Source organism: Luteimonas sp. MC1782, from assembly GCF_014164605.1.
In the GTDB taxonomy this organism is placed as follows: Bacteria; Pseudomonadota; Gammaproteobacteria; order Xanthomonadales; family Xanthomonadaceae; genus Luteimonas.
Window position 1 is genome coordinate 885,269 of the sequence record NZ_JACJFT010000001.1, and the last position, 24,364, is coordinate 909,632.

Sequence of the window (24,364 nt, forward strand, 5' to 3'; positions counted from 1 at the left end):
GCGGCCGCCCCTAGCGGACCATGCCCTTCGTGGTCGGCGTGAACGACCCTCCCGAACTCACGAACTTGTAGAGATAGTCGGCCGCCTCGGCGCCCAGTGGAACCGGGTCTGCCAAAGAGAAGTCGTCGATGTAGCCCCGCTGCGGCCGGAAAATCTGCAGCATCTGACGGAACGCCCCGGCGCGGAGATGTTGGACCACGCCGATCATGTCCCCAAGCAGCCACCGGGCCCGGACTCCCGGCTCGGCCAACTGGGGATCAGGCACGCGGCCGATCGCCATCTGGTACCACATCCACGGGATATCGACCCCGGCGGCATAGCAAATGGCCAACGCACCGCTCAGCCGGCCGTTGATGTCGATCAGGTGCGGCGTCCCCTCTTCATCACAGATCCAATCGGTGTTGTAGACACCGTTCCAGTTCAGCGCGGACAGCGCGTCTACGGCGTAGCCCGCAAGTTCGGGATGGTCCAGCGTTTCCCGGAGCGTGGAAGTCCCGAACAGGTCCGGCTCCTTGCAGCGCAGGATCTGGTAGACCACATTCGCGACGCTGTGGCCCCCGACGAAGATGCCTTCCTGCTTGAACTTCCTGCCGGTAAGCCGCTCCTGGATGACCGGCCATCGATGCGGAGGCAGCCCAAAGGTGTCCACGATGCGGAAGAACGTCGACTCCAGGTCATCCGGCCGGTCGACAATTTCTACCCCCCTGGATCCGTTTCCCGTACGGATCTTCACCACCACGGGAAAGGTGAAATCCTTGCGTATGTCCGCCAGCTCATCGGCAGAGCCAATTTTCCGGGTGCGCGGCGTAGGACACGAAGTGGACTCCAGCGCCTGCACGTAATCGTACTTGTCCTCCGCGCGCTCCCAATCAGCAAGCCCGGGCAAAGCCATGAGTACATGGTCGGGGAGCCGACTGCGGTGCCGGATCACCACTTCAATATCCTCAAAGCAGGGAAGCAGAACCTTCGCTCCGGTTTTTTCCATCGCCAGGGCCAAGGCATCCACGTACTGCTCAGGCTTCTCATAGAAATCCGGGAGCCGGGTGAAGCTCTTGCAGTAACGCGAGTAGCGAGACATAGCCATAGGAGATGAATCGCCCACGTGCACGGCCACGCCCCGCAGTGCGAGGGACTTCACGACGGTGTAGGTCGAACGACACCAGCCGTAGGTAGCGAACGCGGCGGGGAGAGGGCCGCCAAGGCTTTCGATACCGGTCATTCGCGCCACCCGGAAACGATCATCGAAGGATCGCGGGACACATCCAGCAAAGATTTGAGGCCCCGCCCCACGGGCAGCTGCCATACGAGCTTGCACCAGTCGTGATTGCCTTCGATCAGTCCCGGTCCCTCCGGTGTGATCACCAGGTCCCAACCGATGGAACGGTTCTGCGGATGCATCAAGCTGGCCTTGTGCACCAATTCCAACGTTTCGCGCCAGAACGGCACCTCGAACCCGACAATGGGCGTGCCCGTGATCGGATGCGCCTTCTCCGACGGCCGCGTAATGTCCGAATAAACACCGGGACCGTCGACGATGCCGGTCTCCTCGTCGATCGGTGCGGCCAGATTTCCAGCCGCCAAATTGTCCACGTGTGAATTCACCGAAATGCGCAAACGGCATCCGAGGATCCGGACCTGCCCACCATCGTCCAGAAGCGTGAAAATCCGCACCGTATTGACAGCGGATGGGGACAGCGCCTGCAACGCCGGGTGCTGCTCGACAAAGGCCTCCACCATGTCGAACCCGTGCGCCTGCATCCACTCGACCAAGCCTTCCGGGTTCAGGTTCGCACTACGATGGACCTTGACGGTGGCGCCGCACTTGCCGTTCGAGCTCTTGAATACCAGGCGTTCATGCCCGGACAAAACGCGCCCCGCCAGCGACAGGTCGCGCTCCAGTTCGTCGATGGACCAGAGCGGATGGCGGAAGAACTCACGGTAAGCACTGTGGAACCGACGCTTGTCATCCAGCACCCCACGCTTGTCCGGAGGATTGGCCGATAGCTGGAACTCGTACATGGTGCCCGTACCAGCCCAGGTGAGCTTCTCCTCGTGACCCAAGCCGGCGAACCCGAACTGATACCACTCCAGGGGTGAGATGTTGTAGCGAAGGGAGTCACGCAGGAACGCGAACACCTGGCGCGCCATCCCCATGCCTTCACGCTCTTTCACAGCGTGCATGAAGCTCCGCAACAACGGCCACTTCATGCGACGGGCGTAATAGCCCAGATACATCACTCGATGCGCCAATCTCACCCCACTGCCTCCATTTCTCCGACCAGCCTGTCCACGCTCACAAACTCCGCTTCGGGCCAACGCGCGGTGATGCGCTTGAGCAGCCGGCGCAGGGCATCCAGTCCATTCGTGCGGTTGGATTCGTCCAGATGGCCGCAGTAATTCACCCGATGCGAGCTGATGACGGCCGGCCGACCCCAGCGAAATGCCGCGGCAACCTGAGCCATGGCGCGCTCAACGGGCTCGAATCCCATGTCCTTGCTTGGCTCGAACACCACGTTGCGCACTACCGTCACATGATCCTGACCGCGCTGGCGTCCGCTGCGGTTCGTCTCGCGTCGCTGCGCACCGTCACCCATCGCCCGAACGCAGCGCAACGGCTTGTCGATGGACCGCACGCCACCCGCCTCCGCCACCCGGTACAGCGACGGATGCAGCTTCTGCGCCGGCGGCGTGAAAGTGGAGGAGCGAAAGCCCCAGACCTTCTCGAACAGGTCCAGACCGTCGCGCAGGAGATCCTCATGCCCCGCCAGCTCAGAGCGCGCGTGCAGCCCGAATGCATGCGTGAAACCTACGCCGGGCATTGACCGCTCAGCGGTGAGCGCGGCGACACTGTTGTTCTCGAGGTTGACCTTCAGGTCGGCCGAGCCCGCGCGAAGCTTGCGCTCGAACAGGTCCACGTTGAGATGTTCGCGGCCATGGAACTGGGGTTGGATCAGCCCCTTGCGCATGCCCTCCTTCCAAAGCGCCCATGCACCCTCATAGGCTTCCGGCTGCTCGTCGGACAACCTTGCGAAGGTGTCCGGAACGGACTCGTACTCATAGGTCCGTCCGCCCTCACGGATGCGCGAAAAGTCCGGGTTCGCAGAGAGCGCATACGCAGTAAACAGCGCCGGTCGATCATTGACACCGCGCACCGAGTCGAGCACCGCGAACAGCGCTTCGAGGTCCTGCCGCGTTTCAACGGTATCCAGGTGGTCGAACTGCCCCGATACATCAAGGCCAGCCCGCTTCAGATTGTCCAGCGCGCGGACCGAAGCCACGCGCACATTGCAATAGTCATCGACAGCGAAAGACACAAGCTTGCGGGGCGCACGCCAGCCGCGCAGGTTCTTGATATTGTCCAGGAATACTCGCCTCATCGCTTCAAATCACTCTTCTCAAGATAGGCATCGACAACGCAATCCGCGTTGGCCCGTGTGAAATGACCAGACGCGACCCTGGCATTTCCGGCCATCTTTTCCTGCAATTCAGGTCGAGACGCCAATTCCAGGATGAACGCAGCAATTTTCCCAAGCTGCCCAGCAGACAAACATTGCGCATGACCAAACCCGTTCGCATATCGGGCAAGCTCACTGTCCGGCGTCGCCACGTACAGCGATGGCACCCCAAAGCTCATCAGATTGTAGGCCTTGCTGGGCACGGAGCCCTGGCTCACCCGTTCGTCGAGCATCACAACTCCCAAGTCCGCGGCGGAAAGAGAGTGTGGAAACATGTCGTCGGACTGGAACGGCAGCATCTTTACATTGGAAAGCCCGCGCTCCGCCACCTTGCGGCGGATGGCGAGCTCTCGGGGTCCGCGGCCGATGATCTGGAACAGGATCCGGTCATCATCCTTGAGCCGCTCGGCAACGTCGATCAGCAGTTCCACGTTGTGCGTCAGCCCGATGTTGCCGGAATACTGGACCACAAAGCGCCCATCCGTGTGGTGGTCCCGCAGGAAGCGATTGTCCGCGCGCTCGACCCGTTCGCCGCCCTGGAACATCGACCAGATCGGCTGCACGACCAACCGGTTGCGGTCGACATACCTTCCCAGCGCGTCGGCCATCACTTCGCTGATGGTGAACAATCGATATGCCCGCTGGAACGAGCGCCGATTCAGCCAGCTCCAGATGCGGTACACAGGATGGGATTCCTTCATCCCGCTGATCTTCAGCACATCCGGGTAGATGTCCCAGATCACCATGCTGAAGCGATGCGGCAAAACCAGGTTCAGCAGGTACGCCATTGGGGGCACAGAGACAAACAGTACCTCGTGTCGGCGATACTTTGTTAAGAGCAGCCACCACATGCGCAGCAGCGCCAGGCCGTAAGAAAGCGCCTTCTTTCTGGCAGGCCGTTCATGCCAGCGATTGATGTAGTGGACTTTGATCTCTTGATCGAGCGCTTCTCCCTGCACGTGCACGCTACCGGTCACCAATGTGACCGAGCCGAAGCGGCGATTGAACGCGTTGGCGAAGCCCACCGTCAGGTAGTTCGCCGCCTGGTTGAGAATGACCAGATGGCGTCCGGTCGGCGCTCCTGCCCCCCTGGGACTCATCGTCGAGCGCTCTTGGCCCCGGCGGAATAATCCCGCGCCGCGGCCGACTGTTCGCAGATCTCCAAGATCTTTTCCGCTCGTTGCGCCGGCGTGTCGAACGCAGCCAGCCGCTTGGCACCACGCTCACGCAGCGTGGCCTGCAGCGCAGGATCCTCCACCAACCGTGCGACCTCGCCCGCCGCGGACTCGGCGTCGCCAGCATTGAAGTAGAGCGCTGCATCTTGGCAGATGCTTCTTGCAAAGCCGAGATCGGTGGTGACGATGGGAGTGCCCATTCTCATCGCCTCCGGGTAAGACGCGGAAAAACATTCGGCAAGCGTCGGCAGAAACATCGCGTCACACTCGGCGTACAGGGCAGGACACTCGGGCGGCGGCACGGGGCCGGTCAGGCGCAGCTGCGGCGGGATGGACGTGCTGATCCGCCTCCGATAGGTCTCCTCGTCCAGGGTCAGCACAAACTCCACGCGATTACGCAGATGCTCTGGAAGTGCCGCAACCACCTTGGGTATCAGCTCCAGGTTCTTGTGGGCGTAGTAGCTGGAAAGCGTGAGGAACCGAAACACCCCGTCGGCGCGTGGCGGCAGTCTGGGCGCATGCGACGGAGGGTTGTTGTACCAGCCGCTGCAGTTGTTGGTGACGGTATGCACGCGATCACTTGCAAACAACCGCCGAACGCGCTCGTTCACGTCATCCGTCTGCACGATGAACGCATCCGCATCGCGGCGGAAGTACCGGCAGTGCAACCAACGGCGCGCGGCCAGCCGCAGCTTGCGCACAGGCGAAAGGGCCTGCACGTAAGGCGACTCCGGATAGATGTACAAGGGCAAGTTGAACCCCATCAGATGCGGTGCGCGACTGCGCCAGTAGGACGGGCCGGAGGTGGTGACCACGCAGTCGGGGCGAACTTGTGCCTCAATCGCGACCATCTCGCGATGCACGCGCCGGGTGGCACGCAACCCCATCACGCCGAAGGCACTGTGTTGGAAATGGAAGTTTGACGGAAAGGCGGCCGGATCCAGCACCGCTCCCACGCCAGGTCCAAGCACCACGTGGTATTCGTGCTGAGGATGGCTTCGGCACTCATGGATGAACGACAGCGCCACTTGGACCGCACCACCAAAGCGAAGAATGGAGGTGTTGATCAGGAGTCGCATGTAGCCCTGCCCCTCTTCCGACCACCCGCGGCAATCATCGCCTCCAGCTTCTGCATGGTTGCGCTCGCCTCATACCGGCGCATGGAGTCACGTCCCGCCGCTGAAAAAGTGGAGCGTAATGACTCGTCGTCGATCAACTGCTGAAGACGCAGAGCAAACAGTGACTCGTCCCCCAAGGGCACCAAAAATCCATTCACCCCGTCTTGGATCAGTTCACTCGGACCGGTCGGACAGTCGTAACTTACGCACGCGCACCCGGCTGCGAGCGCCTCAGCCAGCGCATTTGGAAATCCTTCCGAGAGGGAGGTGAAGGCAAAGATGGATGCACGGCCAAGTTCACTGCCGACGTCTTTCCGCTGGCCGCAGAACTGAACCGAAGCGCGCATGCCAAGTTGTTCGACCTGTTGTTCCAGCAGCACGCGCTTCGGCCCATCACCAATGAACAACAGGTGCCATTGCTCCCTGCGTTCCAGAGAATGATAGATCCGAAGCAAACCTTCCTGATTTTTCAGGCGACCAATGGATCCCACGTTGACGATAATTAGTTGGCGCGCGCGCATGTCCCGCACCACTTCCGGCATCTCGATCGGGTTCGACCAGACGCTGATCTTATTGAAACGATAGCGCCTTAGCAGTCCGTCCGCCGTAGAGCGGGTCTGCACTATGATCCGACTCGCGAATCCACACAGGACGGGGTTGAGCAGTCCGTTCACACCGTGCAGAGAACGTTCCGGGGAGCCGCGAAAGAACACCCACGCACGCAATACCCCCCCGAGACGGGCAGCGATAGTCACAGGTCCACTGATGTCCTCTCCAAAAATGAGGCAAAGATCTGACGGCAGTCGTCTGCAAGCGAAATACACGTGAGCTAGCTGCAACAGAACCCTGACCGGCTTTACCGTTCGCCCCACGAAGTGCGACGGCTGCGAAACCTGAACCCCGTCTTCTAGCGCAAAAAACGTCTCGCCCCGGGCAAGGGTGATGATATTGACGTCATGCCGACTGGAAAAATGGTTCGCGATGCGGCTGACGATCCGCTCGGTGCCCCCACTCCGCAGCGAAATGCAGACGATGGAGATCCTTATGCCGACACGCTGTCCGACAACGTCCTCATCTGGCTGCAATGCCGTACTCAACTTAGGCTGTCCGCGATGACGCATTAACGTGATGCACCTTTCTGCAACCATCCATCCGCTGACATGAGAGAGAAGGCAATCATGCTCCGGCGGCCCCCATTGCATGAGCCAGCTCGTCGCTGCTGATGAACTCCAAGTCGGGCCAGCGCTGGAGCATTGCGCTGAGGAAGCGCTCAAGCTGCGCGAGACTGCTGTCCCGATGTTGTACGTCCATGCCGCCTACATAGTTCACCCGGTGAGTGCAAATTACCGCAGGCTTTCCCAAGCGAAATGCCAAGGCCATTTCACCAATGGCCCGTTCGCACCAGTCCTGCCCTCCATCCAGATACGGCTCGAAGAGGATGTTGCGAACGCTGTACCGCTGTCCATACGAGTTAGCCTGGCCCGGATAACGATAAACAAGCTTCCGCCGCCCCTCGTCACCGGGTTGGGGCTGGACATATCCACGCTGGGTTTGAATCATGGATATGCCCTGCCCTGCAAGATGGCCCTCCAGCTCGGCTGGCAGTACATAATTGCAGGCAACAAAGGTGCTGCTTCGGAACCCGAACGTCTGCTCAAATATGTCGAGCCCATCCGTCGCGATTCGGCCAATTTCCCGCATCTCGTCCGGTGACTCGGCACAATGCGCCGCCTTGTAATGGTGCTGCCAGCGGGATGAGGTCTGCGCCCGCAATCCGTAGAAGCGATACTCAAATGCCGCCCGGGTTTCCCGAACCCCTGTCGTGAGGTCTCTCATCCATAGCATCGAATTCAGATGCTCGCGTCCATGGAACTGGGGCTTGATCAGGCCCTCCAGCATCGCATCGCGCCAAACCCGCTCCAAATTGTCCCCGTGATAGTCGCGGTAGCTGTCAAATATATGCTGATGGTGAAACCGCTCAAAACCATCACGCCGGATCGCTTCGAAATCCGGGTTCCCCATGATCGTATTGAAAGTGAACTTGGCCGCCCCCCCTCGGGCATCGCGATAGGTATCAAGAACCTGGAAAAGCGCGTCCAGATCTTCACGGCGCTCCAAGCAATCGAGGCGATCATAGGGCGAGCGATCTACCCGGATTCCGGCAGCGAGCAAGGCATCGTAAGCATGCTGCCCGGGCATCCTGATTGCGCCCCAATCGTCGCTCTCAAACACAACAAGCTTGCGCCGTGTTCGCCAACCACGAAGATTGGTGTACAGCCACAGCGCACTTTCCTTGAGCGGTGGAAGCCTCATCAACCCGCACCCCGAGCGCTCACCGCATTCCCCGCAGTACGTAAAAAATCAACTCATATAGGCTCTGATCAGCGCTTGTGAACGGCGCCAGAAAGAAATTGCCCAAAATTAACCAGATCGAGGCAAAGCCGAGCATGAAGCGCACGCCCAAGGCCAAGTTGAGGATGAGCATCAACGAGGCGCCAGCCATGACTTGGCGATCCAGACGCTTACGGCCGGCCCCAACCGCCACGAACAGGATGAGCGCAGCGAGGAGCAGCATCTCGGCCAGCGCATAGAATCGGCCCAGTGACGGAATGTAGCTGACCAGATTGATCACCCCGTACAAAAGCATGCCGAACACAAGCAGGTTGCGTACCAGGCCGCCGTGTTGACGCAGGCATCCACGCCAGACCATCCAGCTTGCGCTGAAGGTGAAGAAGGCGGCCGTCAGCCAGTGGTTCAGCTGCAGGAACCAGATCGCGGAGTTCCTGCGGTCCTCCATCACGTCCGGGTTGGCGTCTGCTGCGCCGATATAGCTGGAGGCGCGCTCCTCTATCGGCAAGGGAAGATAGCCCATCAGTGTCTGCACGGTGGAAAGGTCAAGCGCGGCGCCCAGCATCGATATCAGAAAGAACACATAGACAGCCAGACCAAACCGTCGGACCAAGAAATAGGCGGCCGTCACGAAGCAAGCGAGCCAGAAGGAGAAGTGGATCAGAGGTGTAGCCAAGACGATGGCGAGGTACTTCCTCCGCCCCGTGGCATGGTAGTGCAGGAATCCGAACACGAACACGTGAAGCGCCGTCCACATCCGGACGCCGTTGAGACCAGAGCCGATGTTGACATGGAAGGCATAGGCCACCAAGAGGAACACCACCAGCGCGCCGAACCGACCGGGAATCCGGTCAATCAGGAACCACACGTTGCGCGAATACACGTAGCCGAACAACAGCCCGAAGGCCGCGAAGAGTATCCGATACTCATCAGTCACTAGCGAAATCACATAGGTCAGCAGGGGTTGGTAGACGTCCTGGTATTTGCTGCCCTGCGAAAAAAACAACCCGAGCAGGTCGCCCAGTCCGAAATCGGACTGGTGCATTTCCTGCAGCCACTCTGCATACCTGACGGAATCAGACGCCGAGTTGGCAGCCATGTAGAAGGCTGCGCCAAAATAGACGGTAAATATCCACACCAAATTGCGGGATGCGGGATCCCGCGGACGCAACACCGCCAGCACCACCGAGACAAAAGGCGCCAGCAGCGCGAGCAGGTAGAGCCGTGCAGAACGGCCAAGCGTGGGGCTTCTGGCCGTGAGCTGCCGGGGGCTAAGTTCCGAAGGTGTCCGCATATCCGCCCTGCTCAGCGCTGCAACCCGCGCGCCAGCGACTCGTCGGCCAGGCGGTCGAACTGGCAAACGACATTGGAAATGTCGTAGCGTTCCGGTCGATCGATCTGAAGCGCCGCATCGTACCGGCCGGCCAAAAACTGATGGATCACCTCGGTCGGCAGATCATGGTCGCGCAAGTTGAGGATCGGCCGGCCGCACAGCCAGTAGTCGATCAGCTTGCTTGGCGTTTGACGGGCACCCACGTTTTCGAAGTTGACAACGAAGTCCATGGACGCAAGCTCTTCCATGACCCGCCTGCGCGGGAGGACGTCACGAACAATGATCCGGGGGTCTCGCTTGGCGAATGGTTCCACAAGCATCGGACTCGTGGTGAACACATGGAACTCGAAGACCTCCTTGCGCTCCGCCAGCTCTTGGAGGAACCGAGTCGGGTCGCGTCGCCCCGGAATGAAGAGCCCCGCGTAGGCGAAGCGCACCACTCCATCCTGAAGAGGCGTGATCATCTTCAGATGTTCGTAGTCGGCGAAGCGAAAGCCCTGTGGGATCACATGGATCTTGCTGCGAAATTCCGGATAGTAGGCATCTCTGGCTCCCTCCACAGGCACTGTGATGGCGTCAGCCCCCCGGCAGAAGGCTTTCTCCGGAAAGCTGAAATGAGGCATGACGGAGAACGAATCGTTCTCCCGGCCCATGTAAGGGTCGCCGCAGTCTGCCAGCCACACATCCGCCGGCAGCCGCCCGCGACGCTGTGCGCGCGCCACCCCCCAGTGAACCGGGTGTGGGGCGGCGATCGAAATCAATACATCGTGCCGGGGGAGTCTTTCCAAAGCCCGGGCGGTGCGCCAAAGCAGCTGAATCGAGGGGTAGTCGATCGCCAAGAGCAGCGCGCGCCTGATGGCACGCAGCATCATGTTCTGTTTACCGCGGAATGAGATCGGGACTTCAGGCCACAAGTCCTGTCCGAGATCGGCCATTGCCATCCCGTACTCCGCGGCAAGGGCGTCCTGCTCAGGATGGTGTGGCGTCAAGACCGTTACCGTATGGCCCTGTCGGCACAGCTCTTTCGCGAGTTCCGTCGTCCGGTTGGCACGCGGAGAATTGGCTGGATAGAACGAACGGCTGACGATCAGATACTTCTTCTTACGCACTAGCCAATCCTTCCAAGTGCGCGGCGATGCGCTCGGCCGTACGGCCGTCCCACTTCTCTGGTATCTGCCCATGCTGCCACTTGCCAGCCATCAGGTCCGCCATGGCTTTGCGCAGCCTCCCGTGATCGTGGCCCACAAGACGATTGGTGCCTTGCGTGATCGTCTCCGGTCGCTCGGTGTTGTCGCGCAGGGTGATGCAGGGCACGCCCAGATAAGTGGTCTCTTCGGAGATGCCTCCCGAATCGCTGATCACACCTTTCGCCCGTCGCACCAGGTAAATAAACTCGAGGTATCCCATAGGTGGCACCAACAAAAGATTCGGGTAGCGGTGGGCTACCCCCTCCACCTTGTCCCGCGTACGCGGGTGTACTGGAAAGACAATCGGCAGATCAGTGTGCCTGCAGATCACTTCGAGCAACCCTTGCACCTGATTGGAATTATCTACCGTTGCAGGCCGATGCATGGTGAGGACGATGTATTGCCCGGATGCCAACCCCGCTTCTTCCCAGATAGTTGGCCGCTGCAATCGTTCCAAATTACCAACCAATGAGTCAATCATCACGTTTCCAACGAAAACTATGCTCTTCTCCGCAACTCCGGCCCGCTGAAGGTTCTGATTGGCCCTGATACTGGGCGTGTAGAAGATATCGCTCAAACTGTCCGTCACAATGCGATTAATTTCTTCCGGCATGCTCATATCACCGGAGCGAATGCCCGCCTCGACGTGTGCCAGCAGGCACCCCATCTTCTTGGCGACGATGCTGCAAGCCAGCGTGCTGTTCACGTCTCCAACTACCAGCACAAGGTCGGCCAGATGCGTGGTCAGCTCACGCTCGAAAGCGACCATAATTGCCGCCGTCGTTTCGGCTTGGGTGCCCGAGCCGCAGTTGAGATTAGCGTCAGGCGCCCGGATGCCCAGATCGTCGAAGAAACTCTGGCTCATTCCATGGTCATAATGCTGTCCAGTGTGAATCAAGCGGCACCGGATGCCGCTACTTCCAACGGTGCGTTCCCGCTCAAGATTGCGAAGAATTGGCGCAATCTTGACAAAATTGGGGCGAGCTCCGGCAACAATCGAAATTCTAGATATCATTTTCTCGTCCATCCAACTGTTCCAGATACTGCACCCTCGACCTTGTGAACAACCTCTTGAACTCTTTATATTCTTCTTCGCGGATCAACTGCCCCCACCACAGGGATACGTCCACCGAATTCAAGAATCCAACCATAGCGGCAGTACTTTCATGAAGAATTCCCGCACGCCTGAAGAACTCAAGGTGCGGCCTCAAGATCTGAGTAGGGAATTGATTCGTATCTAATGCTAAGACCGGCTTATCCACAAAAATGCATTCCAGGAAATTCGTCGACGGCGTGGTCACTTGAATCACCAGAGAAGATGTCGCGCAAAGAGAAGAGATCGGGCGGTGCCCGCTATCGATTTCACTCCGCCTCGCCATCTTAAATGCCTTCGGGTAGTCAGTCATCCTGAGGAACCTGCTTTTCGCCCTTGGGCGCAACAGGATCCTGGGAAATTTATTCCTGTCAATTCCCGCCAGCAGCCCTTCGGTAAACTCTTCATAATGCTCTTGCATTGCTTGCGATGTCGCTGGACTCCCGTACACGACTAGCAAGTCCCTGAAGACCTTCTCGGCAGCGTGTCTCCTGAAATCGCCTTCGAACTGTTCCAGTCGGATCGCAAAATACGGCGAATCCTGTGGTCCCGCGCGCCATCCATAAGTCAAGAGGCGGTCGTACTGCGCCCGCTTCATCGGTTCGATCGAAATAACCGTCTCGCCAACGAATCCGCCCTGCTGTAGCTGGTTCAACTCAGCCCCGATTCGCTCCGACAGATAGGCGGCGAAGATTAGCTCAAACGACGAACCATAGTGTTCAACGAACACCTTTTCGACTCCAAGTGCCTCCGCCCTTTTCAAATGTCCGAGCAAGGCATCGAAGTATTCGACATATATCTGTGGCACGTTGCGGCAAATGTTCTTGGAGCTCGTCGTCTTCTGAAGCTCTGCCTCTTCGAGCAGTCGCGCTCTGGCACCTGGATTGTGATCTCCGAGAAATGGCACCCAGTTGAAGCTAAGGGGAACAGCATCCAATTCCTTCGAAATTAAGTCAGCTCGGACGCCGACGGCTATCCGTCGGGACTTTGGGATCTTGTCCGGAATATCCGTCAGGGGGTGCGCTCCTCTGTACGAGCGCAATGTCGTTATAACCCGATCCCGCAGTACCTCCACCCTCCCCGCTGGCGACCATCCATTGATCGGCTGGAAGGTAACCGGAAATGGATAAACCTCCGCGGCGAAGAATTCCTTTTGATTGTAGGCGGCAGTCGCATACGCAGCCAAAACTCTCGTCCAGAAACTGTGCGAGAAATCGACGCGGTGAATACGATTCAGCACGCGTCCCAACCAATCGCAGGTTTCAAGAACCTTATTGGATCGCGCCAGAAAAAAATCTGGACTCTTATCAGTAATCATATTCAACCAACGGAGCCCCTAGCCCCTCATCGTCCGTCAGCCGTAAGTGCGGCGCTACTGACTGCTGTGCCAGCCTTCACGTCCACGGCGACCACCTGACCGAGAACCTGATTCAGGTACTTGGGTGGAAGCCCGTACCCAGGCCTCACACTTCGCACGTCGTCAGCCGTGACCACGTCCCCCGCCTGCATATCCCTTACGAAGTACAGAGATCGCCGGAACTTCATGTTGCCCTGCTCGCTCGACTTGCTTCCGTAATCCACCTTCCCCAGCGCTGCCCACACGGTCTTGCTGTCGCGGCAAAGCGCCGCCAGTTCCGCCGGCTCCAGAGAAAAGCTGTCATCCGGACCGCCGCCGCTGCGGTCGAGGGTGAAATGCTTTTCTATGATCGACGCGCCCACGACGACGCTGGCGACCGCAGTGACGTTGTCGAGTGTGTGGTCGGACAGGCCGGTGACCAGGCCGAAACGCTTGATCATGTCGGGGATGGTTCGCAAGTTGTAGTCCTCCGCCGGCGCGGGGTAACCGCTCACGCAGTGAAGGATGGCGAGCTCCTTGCAGCCACCTTCGCGTGCCGCGTCGATGGCCTCTTGGATCTCCTCCGCATCCGCCATGCCGGTGGAGATGATCATCGGCTTGCCAGTGTTGGCAACGTACTTGATCAAGGGCAGGTCGACCGCCTCGAAAGAGGCGATCTTGTAAGCCGGAGCGCTAAGGCCTTCAAGCAGGTCGACCGCGGTGTTGTCAAACGGCGAGCTGAAGATGGTGATGCCGAGCTTGCGGGCATGGTTGAACAGGGGCTTGTGCCACGCCCAGGGCATGTGCGCTTCTTGGTAAAGCTGATAGAGCGTCTTGCCGTCCCAGAGGCCGCCGTGAATCTGGAACTCTTCGGCGTCACTGTTCAAAGTGATGGTATCTGCGGTGTAGGTCTGCAGCTTGACCGCATCCGCCCCGGCCTCCTTTGCTTCCTCGATGAGCTTCATCGCGGTGGCAAGCTTGCCGTTATGGTTGGCAGAGAGCTCGGCGATGACGTAGGGCGGCGCGTCGGCAGCGATTCGACGCTGGGCGATGGTTACGTATGGCATGTTCGACATCGGATTCTCTCTTAATTCGCTAGATGCCATTCACTGACGAGCAGGCCGAAGCAAACCACATCGTAGTGTTTCTGGCCGTCGAAGTGTTGTTGACGCAAAACGCCCTCTCGCTGGAAACCCAGGTTCAGGTGGAAGCGAATGGAGGGTTCGTTGACGGCTAGTGCCTGACCGCACAGTTTGTGCAGCCGCGCAGCTTCAAACGCATACCTTAGAGCGGTCAGTCCAAGTGTTCGACCAGTTCCCTTTGGCGCATGCGGCGCCACGTAGAAGCCCCAGTCACCGATACCACCACTCGCGATCTGGTGGAGGTTGATGAAGCCAAGGGGGGTTGTGTCGATCTCGAACATAAGCAGATGCCTTTCCGGATCCTGCGACGTCCGTGCGAACCAGCGCGCGTGCTCCTCGCGCGTTATCTCATGCTGCGTGTACATATAGCGCCGAACTTCTAGATGGTTCCGCCAAGACAGCACCAGGTCGAGATCCCCTTCGTTCATTGGTCGGACGCCTGTCAGATTGGATTTTCTCATCTCAAACCTCCAGTTCCAGCATCACGGCATTCACACCCGATCCATCCACGATGCTCGCGGCGCACTCGCTCATATGCAGCAGTTGCGCTGCATCGCCCATTAATGCAACGAGCGCTTGGCTTATCTGGGTAGGTGCGCTGTGGCTAAGGTTGATGAGCTTTGCCGCACCCGCCTGTTCCAAACCCTGCGCGACCTTGCGTTGGTTCTCGGCCAACACGAGCATGATGGTTGGTACTCCCAGACAACACCGCTCCCACGATGTCGCCCCCGCCGCTCCAATAGCCAGATCGCTATCGGCCATCAGTTGCGCCATGTCGCTGACCCCAACCAGCACGCGAGTCGGCCAAGGCATGTCTTGCGCCTGGCTCTGCACCTTGGTCAGCCACGGTCCCGTCGCGCCCATGACCACCGTGATTCGGCACTCCGCAGGCAAGGGGGGGCTGGTACTCAGCGCCTGCAGCACCTGCCCGGTCGCGTCGTACTTGTCGACGCCGCCCATGGTGATCAGTACCTCGCGCAACGCTGGCCGGGCTCGGCGCAGCAAGCTGTAGGGGCGCAAGGCTGCGAATTCAGGTCGCAGCAAAGCGTACTGTGAGCCGCATAGCAGGTGACAGGCGGCGGGTACAAGGGAGCGATAGTCCGTCGCCTCGCGACCGAAGGTTTGGTCGAGTAGCAGATCGCAAGCGTGGGGCCGGTCTGCTAGGTCGTCAATCGCCATCAGCTTTTGGTAGTGCGGCGCCAGAGTGCGCTCCCAGCGGGCATCGAGCGCGTAGTGATCGACGATCAGCCAATCGGGGCGCTGCGCCGCCAGGATGCGGACGCAAGCCTCGGCGTCTTGCGCTTGCGTGGCGTCGAGCCAGTGGCTGTGGGCAAGGACGGCGGTAGATGCGTCCGAGCCGGGCGCGGTCGAGTCCGCGCTTGCCTTATGGGTAATAGGCAACGCATGGACGACGTAGCCCTTCCCTCGAATGAAGTCGATCAGGTTGCCTTCGTGCGCGCGGCAGATGAACTGGCAGTCCGCGCCGCTGGCCGCGAGCGCGTCGGCCAACGTCAGGCAGCGCATGACGTGACCGGTACCGATTTGCCGCGAGGCGTCGGAGCGGAAGGCAACTTTCATATTAATCCTGCGCCCGCGACTGCATGGCCTTGAACAGCCATTCGGCGCGTTCCCAGTCCTCCGCGGTGTCGATGTCCTGCACGCGATGGCGCGGCAGCGGCACGGGAGCAGCATCGTGCGAGAACAGCGGCTCACCGGCCAGCCAGGCGGCGGCGCGGCCCCAGTAGAACTGACCGGCATCATGGAAGGCTTCTTCCAGATCCTGCGAGCGGGCGTTGAAGTACTCGCGGTTGAGCATCTCCACCCGCTGATCGGTGGTGATGCGGATCGCGCGCTGGATCGGGAAGGCGTAACTGGTGACGGAGAAAGCGTAGTCGGCGCCGCTCTGTTGCAGCACGTCTAACCCGCGTCGCAGGTCTTCGGCCTGGACGAAGGGCGCGGTAGCGTAGAGGCAGCAGACGAAGTCGACCGGGCTCGCGTTGCGGGTCATCCAGTCGATGGCGTGAGCGATGACCGGGATGGTGCCGGTGTGGTCGTCCGACAGCTCGGGCGGGCGCATGAAGGGGACTTCGGCGCCGTGGGCACGGGCGACCTCGACGATTTCGGCATCGTCCGTCGAAACGATGATGCGGTGGAAACAGCCGGAAAGGCGCGCAGACTGAATCGACCAGGCGATCATCGGCTTGCCGCAGAAAGGCTTGATGTTCTTGCGCGGGATGCGCTTGCTGCCGCCGCGGGCGGGGATGATGGCGACTTTCATGATCCAAGAGAGATACGCAAAGCTGCGACAACCTCATCCTGCTGCGCGTCGCTCAAGGTCTGGAACATCGGCAGGCTGATCGCCTCGGCGTAGTAGCGCTCAGCTTCGGGGAAGTCGCCTGCCTTGAAGCCCATTTGCTGGTAGTAGGGCTGAGTGTGCACCGGGATGTAGTGCAGGTTCACGCCGATGCCCCGTTCGCGCAGCGACTCGAACACTTGGCGGTGAGTCTTGTCGATTTGATCGAGTTGGAGGCAGATGACGTAGAGGTGCAGGCCGGAATAGCTGTCAGGATGCTGCCAAGGTCGAGTCACCGGCAGGTCCGCAAGCAGTTTGTCGTAGCGCGAGGCCAGTTCGTGGCGGCTCGCGACGTATTGGTCGAGGCGGCCCATCTGGCTGACACCAAGGGCAGCCTGCATCTCGGTCATTCGGTAGTTGAAGCCGAGGTCGATCTGCTGGTAGAACCAGGGGCCGTCGGAGGCGTGCGTCATCTGCGCCACATCGCGAGTGATACCGTGGCTGCGCAGCAGGGCCATCTTGTTGGCGAGCTCCACATCGTTGGTGAGCGCCATGCCGCCTTCGGCGGTGGTGATGATCTTGACCGGGTGGAAGCTGAAGACGGTGATGTCGCTGTAGCGGCCGTTGCCGATGAACTCACCCTTGTACCTGCCTCCGATGGCATGCGAGGCGTCTTCGATGATCCTGAAACCGTAGCGCTGGCCAAGCGCGTGGATGGCGGCCATGTCGCATGGTTGCCCGCACAGATGGACAACGACCACCACCTTGGGCAGGCGGCCGGCAGCTTGCGCGGCGACGAGCTTCCGCTCGAGTGCCTGCGGGCACAGGTTGTAGGTACGTGGGTCGATGTCTACGAAATCGACCCGCGCGCCACAATACAGCCCGCAATTCGCGGAGGCAACGAAAGTGACCGGCGTGGTCCAAAGCCACTCGCCCGGACCTAGACCCAGCGCCAAACAGGCGATATGCAGGGCTGAGGTGGCGCTGTTGACCGCCAATGCGTGGCGGGCGCCGACGTATTCTGCGACCGCTTTCTCGAACAGGGGCACCTGGGGCCCCTGGGTAAGGAAGTCGGACTGTAACACGCCTACTACCGCATCGATGTCCGCCTGGGTGATGTCTTGGCGACCGTACGGAATCATTCCACAGTCTCAAACGACGGATCCACGTATTCGCGGATCAACGCGCGCAGTTCATCCACATCCAAGAATCGATCGTTGCTTCCGCTGTTGTAGGCATATCCGGCGGAAACAGGCTTGCCGCCATGATCGGTGCAGTAACTCGCCACCGAATGAACCCCGGCGCTGGGCAAGATGGCGAAGTAGGGACCAAGATCAACCGTGTTAAAGCTATCGCTTGCGGTGATCATCTCCTCGTGAACTTTTTCACCAGGCCGGATGCCCACCACCGGGTACTCACACTCCGGGCCGATTGCCGTGGCAACGTCAGTAATCCGGTAGCTGGGAATCTTTGGAACGAAGATTTCCCCGCCCACTGCGTTGTCCAGCGCCCAGAGCACCATATCAACGCCCTCTTGGAGGCTGATATTGAACCGAGTCATTGCAGGATCCGTAATGGGCAGCGTTCCGCTCGCCTTACGCTCCAGAAAGAACGGAATCACCGAGCCGCGGCTTCCCATGACGTTGCCGTAGCGGACCACGCTAAAGCGAATATCCCGATGTCCACGGATATTATTGGCGGCGGTAAAAAGCTTGTCGGAGCACAGTTTGGTGGCTCCATATAGATTGATTGGCGCGGCTGCCTTGTCTGTGGACAAGGCCACGACGTTTCGGACCGAAGTGTCCAGACATGCTTCAATCACGTTCTGCGCACCGATAACGTTGGTCTTGATGCACTCGAACGGATTGTACTCAGCTGCCGGCACCTGCTTCAACGCTGCCGCGTGCACGACGGTGTCGATTCCTTCCATTGCACGGCGAAGCCTATCCGCGTCACGAACATCGCCAATGAAGTATCGAATCTGCGGATAGCTCTTGGTTGGAAACTGTTGGGCCATCTCGAACTGCTTGAGCTCGTCACGACTGTAGATCACCAGACGCTTGATGTTCGGATAGCGCTCCAAGACGGTCTTGACGAATGCCTTTCCGAACGAGCCGGTGCCACCTGTCAGGAGGATAGATGTATCGTTGAGCATATTTTGCCTTCTCAGTGATTCGTATCGTTGGTAAATGCGGACGCGCTCTGTTCGATCACATCCTCATAGCTTCCCGCTGACACCACTCGTCCTTCGTCCAAGCGCAGTACCAAGTCGCAGACCCGCAGCGTCTGTACGCGATGAGCAATGATGATAACGGTCAGCTCTGGGCCAAGTTGGCCAACTGCTTCCATGACCGCAGCCTCGGTCCCGGTATCGAGCGCGCTGCTGGCTTCGTCGAATACAAGCACGTCAGCCTGCTTGTACAGCGCACGTGCAATACCGATGCGCTGGCGTTGCCCACCCGAAAGTTGAACGCCGCGCTCCCCTACCTTAGCGTCGTAACCTTGGCGATGGGCTTCTATGAAGTCGGCGATTTGGGCTTGGCGTGCCGCCTCATGTAACCGCACGTGATCTATGGAGTCCGGTGCGATGCCCAGCGCGATGTTCTCGGCGATTGACGTGTCGGACAAATAGATGTGCTGCGGCACATGGGCGATGTGGTCGCGCCAAGCGTTTCTATTGCTCCCATCAATGGATGCGCCATCAACTAAAAACCGGCCATGGCTCGGATCAAGCAGGCCCATCACGATATCCATCAAAGTGCTTTTGCCGCTACCGGTCTTGCCTACGATGCCCACCCGACTTCCCTTGGGGATCGTGAGGTTGATATCCGTAAGTACGTCGGGCTCATCTTCCGCATAACGAAAGCTGATACCTTCGATCCGGATTTCCTTGTTGAACGGAAGCGGTATTGGGGCGGCGTCGCGCTCCATAATCATCGGCAGGTTTAAGGCCGAGAGAACGTCCACAAAGACGTTGAAATTGCCGGTGTACTGCGCCCAGGCGAGGTAGATCTTCTGGATCAGCGGTAGCAGGCGCGCCGCGCCCAACGCGAGGGCAGCCAGGATCGGTAGGGAGCCCAGCAGCCCGCCTGGCTGCAGCGAAAGCGCATAGGCCAAGGCGACGATGACGGCGATGCCAATGGCCTCCACTACAAATCGCGGCGCCTGCCCCAAGAAGGCGTTGGCGGCCTGGGCCCTGCGGAGCCGCCGGTCATGGCCGTTGAACTCTCTTTCGTAATGGTCCTGGTTGCCGTCCAGCAGGACATCGCGGATACCCCCGAGTCCCTCCTGCACGACGCGGATGCGTCGACCCTGGGTTTCCGCGATCACCTTGCTGTTGACTTTGAGCTGCGAACGGAACAGGCGGATCACGGCAAAATAGATCGCAGCGAACAGCATACCGGCGCTGAGCGCAATGACGGCATTCACCACCATCAGCGCAACAAGGATGGCGATGCTGAGGATCAGCGCGATGGCACCATCCATCGCCGGGCGCAGGAAGCCACCCAGCAGCATCTGGACCTTGTTGACGTCCGCCAACACATCGCCGGTATTGCGGGTTAGATGGAAGGCGTAAGGCTGGTGCAGGATCACCCGGAAGAGTTTGACGCCGATGTCCTGCCCGATCGCATAGACGAGCTTGTTGCTCAGGTAGATCAGCAGCAGCCGAATGGCCGTTGCAGTGGCAACCACTCCTAGGAACATGGCCGACATGGGCAGGACCAATGATCCGACATCCTGCCAGCCCATGTGTAAGAAGATGCCTTCGAGGGCGGGGTATTCAGCGGCCAGTTCAGGCCGCGCGAGCAGCGTAATAAACGGCACAACTGCGCCAATAGTCACGATCTCGGCCAGTGAGCCCACGAGCATGAGCAGGAACAACAGACCAAGCTGCCGCCGCCTGCGCGGTGCCAAGTGCCCAATGAATGCCCGAAAACTTGCTGACGCTGATGTTACGGTACTCATTCGGTTAGCCGAGGCATCACAGGCGCCCATCCACTGTTTCCCGCGGCAACACATGCTTCACGTCGTACACCACGGACTGCGGCTTGCCGTACTTGCGCACGCCTTCATCCGCGAGGTCGCAGAACTCCTTATGCCCCACAGCTAGCACGATGGCGTCGTACTCGCCCTTGGCGGGCGTGTGCAGGTCCAACCCGTATTCGTGCCTGGCCTCAGCCGGATTCACCCACGGGTCGCACACGTCCACCTGCGCGCTGTACTCCTTGAGGCCGTCGATTACGTCTACCACACGTGTATTACGCAGGTCTGGGCAGTTTTCCTTGAATGCCAGGCCCAGCACCAGCACCTTCGCGTTCACCGGGTTGATGCCCTTGCGCACCATCAGCCGGATCACCTCATTGGCCACGTAGGCACCCATGCCATCGTTGGTGCGACGACCGGCCAGGATCACGTCCGGGTGGTGCCCCACCTCCTGCGCCTTGTGGGTCAGGTAGTACGGATCCACGCTGATGCAGTGCCCGCCCACCAGGCCCGGACGGAACGGGAGAAAGTTCCACTTTGTGCCTGCGGCTTCCAGCACTTCCAGGGTGTCGATGCCGAGCTTGTTGAACAGGATGGCCAGGTCGTTGACCAAGGCGATGTTGAGGTCGCGCTGGGTGTTCTCGATGACCTTGGCGGCCTCGGCCACCTTGATGCTGCTGGCCTTGTGGGTACCGGCGGTGATGATGCTGGCGTACAGCGCGTCCACGAAGTCCGCGGCGGCCGGCGTGGAGCCGGAGGTCACCTTCATGATGGTGGTGACGCGATGCTGCTTGTCGCCGGGGTTGATGCGCTCAGGCGAATAGCCGCAGAAGAAGTCGACGTTGAACTTCAGGCCGCTCACCTGCTCCAGGATCGGCACGCACACTTCTTCGGTGCAGCCGGGATACACGGTGGATTCGTACACCACGGTGTCACCGGGCTGCAGCACCTTGCCCAGCGACTCGCTGGCGCGGCGCAAGGGGGTGAGATCCGGGCGGCGGGCGCTGTCGATGGGCGTGGGCACGGTGACCACGTACACGTTGCAGTCGCGGATGCCGTCGAGATCGCTGGTGAAGCCCAGCTGCGTGGCGCTGGCCAGCAGCTCCGGCTCAACCTCGAGCGTGCTGTCCTTGCCGGCGCACAGCTCGGCCACGCGCGCGGCGTTGATGTCGAAGCCCACGGTGGCGTACTGCTTGCCGAACTCGACGGCGAGCGGCAGGCCCACGTAGCCCAGGCCCACCACGGCGATGCGGGTGGCAGCTGGCGCCGGAAACTGGTTCATGCGGTAACCCCTGACAAGTTGATGGCGATTATCCCGTCTTGACGGGCAATCGATGCGGGTCGCGGCCACGACCTTCCCGCGCGGCCTGTGCCGCGGCGATCCCGGCCAAGGCGGCGGCCACCGCCAGCATGGCCGGCGTGCGCAGCGGGTAGTCGACGATGGAGTGCGCCAGGATGGCGGCCAGCGCCACCAGCGCGGTCACGCCCAGGCCGCGCGCGTCCGCCGGCAGGCGCCACAGGCCTCGCACGGTCAGTGCGAGGGCTACGGTACCGAGGACCATGGCAACCAGCGCCGGCACGCCGGCCGTGAGCCACCACTGCGCGTATTCGTTGTGGGCATGGTTGATGTACTCGCCCATCAGCATCTCGCGCGGGGCTTCCTGCTCGAACACCGGCACGTAGCTGCCCAGGCCCGTGCCCGCGGGCGCGAAGCGCGCCGCGATCTCGCCGGTGACGGCGCGCAGCGGGGCGCGCAGCTCGTCCACGGTGTCCACCTGCATCCAGCGCAGCGCCGCGAGCAGGCCGACGCCAGCCAGCGCCAGGCTTGCGGCCAACATGACGCGACCGCGGCGGCTGCCGCGCCATGCGGGCCAGTGCGCCGCCACCACTACGCCGCAGGCGAGGATGAAGAGCACCACGCCGGCACGCGAGCCAGTGAGGGGCAGCGCCACGATCGTCAGCAGCATCACCAGCGCCGCGACCGCGATGGTTGCTGCGCGGTGCGGGCGCCCGGTGGGCCAGCGACCCACGGCCGTGGCCAGCCGCGCGCAGCCCAGCGTGGCGGCCACCACCAGCAGCGTGGCCTGGTGGTTGGGGTTGGCGAAGAAGCCGTTCATGGCCGGTTGCCACTGCGGGTACGGGTTAAGCGCGCTTTCCTGCGGCGCGCCGAGCTGGGCAATGCCGAGCAGCAGGCTGGCCACGGCCATCAGCACCACGACCACGGCCAGCCTGCGCTGTGCCTGCGTGGGCAGCGCCAGGGTGAGCGCGAACACCGCGAGCGCGGGCATCAGGGCGAAGCCGGCATCGCGCGTGGCGGCGGGGGCCAGCGACCAGTGCGCGGGAGCCTCCGCGCCGAAGCGCTGCAGATCGTGGCCCAGCGCCGCCCTGCCCTCGCCACCCGCCATGGCGCCGGGCAGCCACAGCTGCAGCAGCGGGATGGCCACCAGCGCCGCCAAGAACAGCAGCCACGCCCACTGCACGGCGCCGGCGCGATGCGTCGCATCAGCCGCGCCCTGGCGGAGCAACAGCCAGCCGCCCCAGGCGATCAGCGGCAGGGCAAGGAGGCGCGCGGCGAACACGCCGCCGGCGGACTCCTGCGAGCTGCCGCCGGCGACCAGCGACAGCACCAGCAGCGCGACGACGGCAGCCAATGCCGCCGTGTCACGCCCGCGTAAACCTGCGGTGGCTGATGCACCGTCCATGCGTTGTTCGATTCCCCAATAAAAACGGGACGGGGCAAGCCCGTCCCGTCGGATGTCTGCCGGCCCCGTGCGGGGCGTTGGTCAGCGGCTGACCGGCGGCGGCGCGACGTACTCGACGTCGTCCATGCTGGCCAGGCCGGCCGCGGCAAGCGCGGTCACGCCGGTGATGATGGCAGCGCCACCCAGGTCGACGCCGGCAGTGCCGGCAGCGCTGGAGCCGCCCGCACCGGTGGCCGCGACGCAGGTGGCGGCAACGCGATACACGCCCGGGTCGTTCAGGGCCTGGGTGCAGCCGTTGGTGTAGACCAGCGTGGAGCGGCTGTCTTCGCCAAGCATGACGCGCGCGCCGGTGGGCAGCTGGGCGCCCGAGGACGCGGTGGAGAACTCGCCGCCGGTGCTGACCATGGCGCTGCCGCTGTCGATGCGGAGCGTGGCACCGGCACCCTGCGCCAGGGCAGGCGCGGAGAAAATGGTGGCGAGTGCGGCGGTGAGCAGGAGCGAGGTCTTCATGGAATCCTTCCGGTGTGTAGCGTGGGGAGCGGCATTGACGCGCCGCAACACAGGGTAGAGCACGAGGGGCGCTGGCGCAACCGCGAATCCGCTTGATTTCCCTGTGTTTTCAACAGGATGGTTCAGTGGAATGACGGCAGCGTGACAGCCTCAGCGGCTGACCGGCGGGGTGTCGCGATCGCTGCCGCCGCCACCGGCAACCGCGGCGATCGCCGCCACGCTGGCACCGATGCCGAGCTTGGCCCCGGTGCTCAGCCCGCCGGCCGGGCGGGTGGAGTCGCAGTCGGCGCTGACCGTGTACACGCCAGCGGTGGCCAGCGACTTGGCGCAGCCGTTGGCATAGGTGAGCGATGCGCGGCCGCCTTCGGCCACCAGCACGCGATGGCCGGGGGCGATGGGCTGCCCGCTGCTGGCCTGGCCGAACTCGCCGCCGGTGCTGACCAGCACGGAGCCGCTGTCCACGCCGAGGGCGATGCCAGGTGCTGCCGGCGCGATGGCGGCGGCTGCGGGAGTTGGGGTTTGCGCGTGGGCGCTGGCGGCAAGCGCGCAGGCGACGAGGGCGCTGGCTAAATGAAGGGCGATGCGTGACATGTGGTGATCCGTCCGTGGGATGTTGCTTGCGACCGCGAAGCATGATGCAGGAATCGTGCCAGTCCGTCCAGCCGCCCCACGCCTTGCCGCTTGCGG

Annotated in this window: 22 protein-coding genes; all 22 read right to left on the minus strand. The window is 61.3% G+C overall.

The window, feature by feature from the left end; genetic code table 11:
• Positions 1 to 10: 10 nt before the first annotated feature.
• The 22 genes from H5368_RS04190 to H5368_RS04295 all read right to left on the minus strand — a co-directional run bounded on the left by H5368_RS04190 (position 11) and on the right by H5368_RS04295 (position 24,268).
• Positions 11 to 1,219: an ATP-grasp domain-containing protein gene (locus H5368_RS04190; RefSeq protein ID WP_182821656.1), complete on the minus strand. Its 1,209-nt coding sequence runs from the start codon at positions 1,217 to 1,219 to the stop codon at positions 11 to 13.
• Positions 1,216 to 2,235, minus strand: a complete 1,020-nt coding sequence (locus H5368_RS04195; protein ID WP_220486492.1) for a sugar-transfer associated ATP-grasp domain-containing protein — start codon at positions 2,233 to 2,235, stop codon at positions 1,216 to 1,218. The genes H5368_RS04190 and H5368_RS04195 overlap by 4 nt, the downstream gene beginning before the upstream one ends.
• A gap of 17 nt (positions 2,236 to 2,252) precedes the next feature.
• Entirely contained in the window at positions 2,253 to 3,377 is a 1,125-nt protein-coding gene (locus H5368_RS04200) for a hypothetical protein (protein ID WP_182821658.1), read from the minus strand.
• Positions 3,374 to 4,555, minus strand: a complete 1,182-nt coding sequence (locus H5368_RS04205) for a glycosyltransferase family 4 protein (RefSeq protein ID WP_182821660.1) — start codon at positions 4,553 to 4,555, stop codon at positions 3,374 to 3,376. The genes H5368_RS04200 and H5368_RS04205 overlap by 4 nt, the downstream gene beginning before the upstream one ends.
• A complete protein-coding gene (locus tag H5368_RS04210) occupies positions 4,552 to 5,709 on the minus strand; it encodes a glycosyltransferase family 4 protein (RefSeq protein ID WP_182821662.1) in 1,158 nt (385 codons plus the stop codon). The genes H5368_RS04205 and H5368_RS04210 overlap by 4 nt, the downstream gene beginning before the upstream one ends.
• Positions 5,697 to 6,845 (minus strand): glycosyltransferase, encoded by a 1,149-nt coding sequence (locus H5368_RS04215; RefSeq protein WP_182821664.1) that lies wholly within the window; start codon positions 6,843 to 6,845, stop codon positions 5,697 to 5,699. The genes H5368_RS04210 and H5368_RS04215 overlap by 13 nt, the downstream gene beginning before the upstream one ends.
• Positions 6,846 to 6,924: 79 nt before the next feature.
• Entirely contained in the window at positions 6,925 to 8,061 is a 1,137-nt protein-coding gene (locus H5368_RS04220) for a hypothetical protein (RefSeq protein ID WP_182821666.1), read from the minus strand.
• A 19-nt stretch (positions 8,062 to 8,080) separates the two neighbouring features.
• Positions 8,081 to 9,391, minus strand: a complete 1,311-nt coding sequence (locus H5368_RS04225) for a hypothetical protein (protein WP_182821668.1) — start codon at positions 9,389 to 9,391, stop codon at positions 8,081 to 8,083.
• Positions 9,392 to 9,402: 11 nt separating this feature from the next.
• Positions 9,403 to 10,539, minus strand: coding sequence for a glycosyltransferase (locus H5368_RS04230; protein ID WP_220486493.1), 1,137 nt, complete (start codon positions 10,537 to 10,539; stop codon positions 9,403 to 9,405).
• Positions 10,532 to 11,644: a UDP-N-acetylglucosamine 2-epimerase (non-hydrolyzing) gene (gene wecB, locus H5368_RS04235; protein ID WP_220486494.1), complete on the minus strand. Its 1,113-nt coding sequence runs from the start codon at positions 11,642 to 11,644 to the stop codon at positions 10,532 to 10,534. Before wecB ends, H5368_RS04230 begins: the two co-directional genes overlap by 8 nt.
• Positions 11,622 to 13,028 carry a hypothetical protein gene (locus H5368_RS04240; protein WP_182821672.1) on the minus strand — a complete coding sequence of 469 codons (1,407 nt, stop codon included), beginning with the start codon at positions 13,026 to 13,028 and terminating at the stop codon, positions 11,622 to 11,624. The genes wecB and H5368_RS04240 overlap by 23 nt, the downstream gene beginning before the upstream one ends.
• Positions 13,029 to 13,054: 26 nt before the next feature.
• The gene (gene pseI, locus H5368_RS04245) at positions 13,055 to 14,122 is read right to left on the minus strand and encodes a pseudaminic acid synthase (protein ID WP_182821674.1); all 1,068 of its coding nucleotides are present in this window, start codon (positions 14,120 to 14,122) and stop codon (positions 13,055 to 13,057) included.
• Between the two features lie 11 nt (positions 14,123 to 14,133).
• A complete protein-coding gene (gene pseH / locus H5368_RS04250) occupies positions 14,134 to 14,616 on the minus strand; it encodes a UDP-4-amino-4,6-dideoxy-N-acetyl-beta-L-altrosamine N-acetyltransferase (RefSeq protein WP_182821676.1) in 483 nt (160 codons plus the stop codon).
• Between the two features lie 34 nt (positions 14,617 to 14,650).
• Positions 14,651 to 15,766: a UDP-2,4-diacetamido-2,4,6-trideoxy-beta-L-altropyranose hydrolase gene (pseG, locus tag H5368_RS04255; protein ID WP_182821679.1), complete on the minus strand. Its 1,116-nt coding sequence runs from the start codon at positions 15,764 to 15,766 to the stop codon at positions 14,651 to 14,653.
• A 1-nt stretch (position 15,767) separates the two neighbouring features.
• Complete coding sequence (pseF, locus tag H5368_RS04260; protein ID WP_182821681.1) at positions 15,768 to 16,466, minus strand: pseudaminic acid cytidylyltransferase; 699 nt, start codon at positions 16,464 to 16,466, stop codon at positions 15,768 to 15,770.
• Positions 16,463 to 17,623: a UDP-4-amino-4,6-dideoxy-N-acetyl-beta-L-altrosamine transaminase gene (gene pseC, locus H5368_RS04265; RefSeq protein ID WP_182821683.1), complete on the minus strand. Its 1,161-nt coding sequence runs from the start codon at positions 17,621 to 17,623 to the stop codon at positions 16,463 to 16,465. Before pseC ends, pseF begins: the two co-directional genes overlap by 4 nt.
• Positions 17,620 to 18,636 (minus strand): UDP-N-acetylglucosamine 4,6-dehydratase (inverting), encoded by a 1,017-nt coding sequence (gene pseB, locus H5368_RS04270; RefSeq protein WP_182821686.1) that lies wholly within the window; start codon positions 18,634 to 18,636, stop codon positions 17,620 to 17,622. The genes pseC and pseB overlap by 4 nt, the downstream gene beginning before the upstream one ends.
• 11 nt (positions 18,637 to 18,647) lie before the next feature.
• On the minus strand, positions 18,648 to 20,363 hold the full coding sequence (locus H5368_RS04275; protein WP_182821688.1) for an ABC transporter ATP-binding protein: 1,716 nt from the start codon (positions 20,361 to 20,363) through the stop codon (positions 18,648 to 18,650).
• Positions 20,364 to 20,463: 100 nt separating this feature from the next.
• Positions 20,464 to 21,747 carry a Vi polysaccharide biosynthesis UDP-N-acetylglucosamine C-6 dehydrogenase TviB gene (gene tviB / locus H5368_RS04280; RefSeq protein ID WP_182821691.1) on the minus strand — a complete coding sequence of 428 codons (1,284 nt, stop codon included), beginning with the start codon at positions 21,745 to 21,747 and terminating at the stop codon, positions 20,464 to 20,466.
• Positions 21,748 to 21,775: 28 nt separating this feature from the next.
• Positions 21,776 to 23,116 carry an O-antigen ligase family protein gene (locus tag H5368_RS04285; RefSeq protein WP_182821693.1) on the minus strand — a complete coding sequence of 447 codons (1,341 nt, stop codon included), beginning with the start codon at positions 23,114 to 23,116 and terminating at the stop codon, positions 21,776 to 21,778.
• A 132-nt stretch (positions 23,117 to 23,248) separates the two neighbouring features.
• On the minus strand, positions 23,249 to 23,677 hold the full coding sequence (locus H5368_RS04290; RefSeq protein WP_182821695.1) for a hypothetical protein: 429 nt from the start codon (positions 23,675 to 23,677) through the stop codon (positions 23,249 to 23,251).
• 150 nt (positions 23,678 to 23,827) lie between these two features.
• Positions 23,828 to 24,268 (minus strand): hypothetical protein, encoded by a 441-nt coding sequence (locus H5368_RS04295; protein ID WP_182821697.1) that lies wholly within the window; start codon positions 24,266 to 24,268, stop codon positions 23,828 to 23,830.
• Positions 24,269 to 24,364 lie beyond the last annotated feature (96 nt).

What these genes read in the sequence shown, in the direction of transcription:
- H5368_RS04220 (WP_182821666.1), bottom strand. Translation starts at nt 8,061, where the DNA reads ATGAGGCTTCCACCGCTCAAGGAAAGTGCGCTGTGGCTGTACACCAAT.
- H5368_RS04295 (WP_182821697.1), bottom strand. Translation starts at nt 24,268, where the DNA reads ATGTCACGCATCGCCCTTCATTTAGCCAGCGCCCTCGTCGCCTGCGCG.
- H5368_RS04205 (WP_182821660.1), bottom strand. Translation starts at nt 4,555, where the DNA reads ATGAGTCCCAGGGGGGCAGGAGCGCCGACCGGACGCCATCTGGTCATT.
- H5368_RS04190 (WP_182821656.1), bottom strand. Translation starts at nt 1,219, where the DNA reads ATGACCGGTATCGAAAGCCTTGGCGGCCCTCTCCCCGCCGCGTTCGCT.
- wecB (WP_220486494.1), bottom strand. Translation starts at nt 11,644, where the DNA reads ATGGACGAGAAAATGATATCTAGAATTTCGATTGTTGCCGGAGCTCGC.
- H5368_RS04225 (WP_182821668.1), bottom strand. Translation starts at nt 9,391, where the DNA reads ATGCGGACACCTTCGGAACTTAGCCCCCGGCAGCTCACGGCCAGAAGC.
- pseB (WP_182821686.1), bottom strand. Translation starts at nt 18,636, where the DNA reads ATGCTCAACGATACATCTATCCTCCTGACAGGTGGCACCGGCTCGTTC.
- pseH (WP_182821676.1), bottom strand. Translation starts at nt 14,616, where the DNA reads ATGAACGAAGGGGATCTCGACCTGGTGCTGTCTTGGCGGAACCATCTA.
- pseI (WP_182821674.1), bottom strand. Translation starts at nt 14,122, where the DNA reads ATGTCGAACATGCCATACGTAACCATCGCCCAGCGTCGAATCGCTGCC.
- tviB (WP_182821691.1), bottom strand. Translation starts at nt 21,747, where the DNA reads ATGAACCAGTTTCCGGCGCCAGCTGCCACCCGCATCGCCGTGGTGGGC.
- H5368_RS04200 (WP_182821658.1), bottom strand. Translation starts at nt 3,377, where the DNA reads ATGAGGCGAGTATTCCTGGACAATATCAAGAACCTGCGCGGCTGGCGT.
- pseF (WP_182821681.1), bottom strand. Translation starts at nt 16,466, where the DNA reads ATGAAAGTCGCCATCATCCCCGCCCGCGGCGGCAGCAAGCGCATCCCG.
- H5368_RS04240 (WP_182821672.1), bottom strand. Translation starts at nt 13,028, where the DNA reads ATGATTACTGATAAGAGTCCAGATTTTTTTCTGGCGCGATCCAATAAG.
- pseG (WP_182821679.1), bottom strand. Translation starts at nt 15,766, where the DNA reads ATGAAAGTTGCCTTCCGCTCCGACGCCTCGCGGCAAATCGGTACCGGT.
- H5368_RS04290 (WP_182821695.1), bottom strand. Translation starts at nt 23,677, where the DNA reads ATGAAGACCTCGCTCCTGCTCACCGCCGCACTCGCCACCATTTTCTCC.
- H5368_RS04195 (WP_220486492.1), bottom strand. Translation starts at nt 2,235, where the DNA reads ATGTATCTGGGCTATTACGCCCGTCGCATGAAGTGGCCGTTGTTGCGG.
- pseC (WP_182821683.1), bottom strand. Translation starts at nt 17,623, where the DNA reads ATGATTCCGTACGGTCGCCAAGACATCACCCAGGCGGACATCGATGCG.
- H5368_RS04210 (WP_182821662.1), bottom strand. Translation starts at nt 5,709, where the DNA reads ATGCGACTCCTGATCAACACCTCCATTCTTCGCTTTGGTGGTGCGGTC.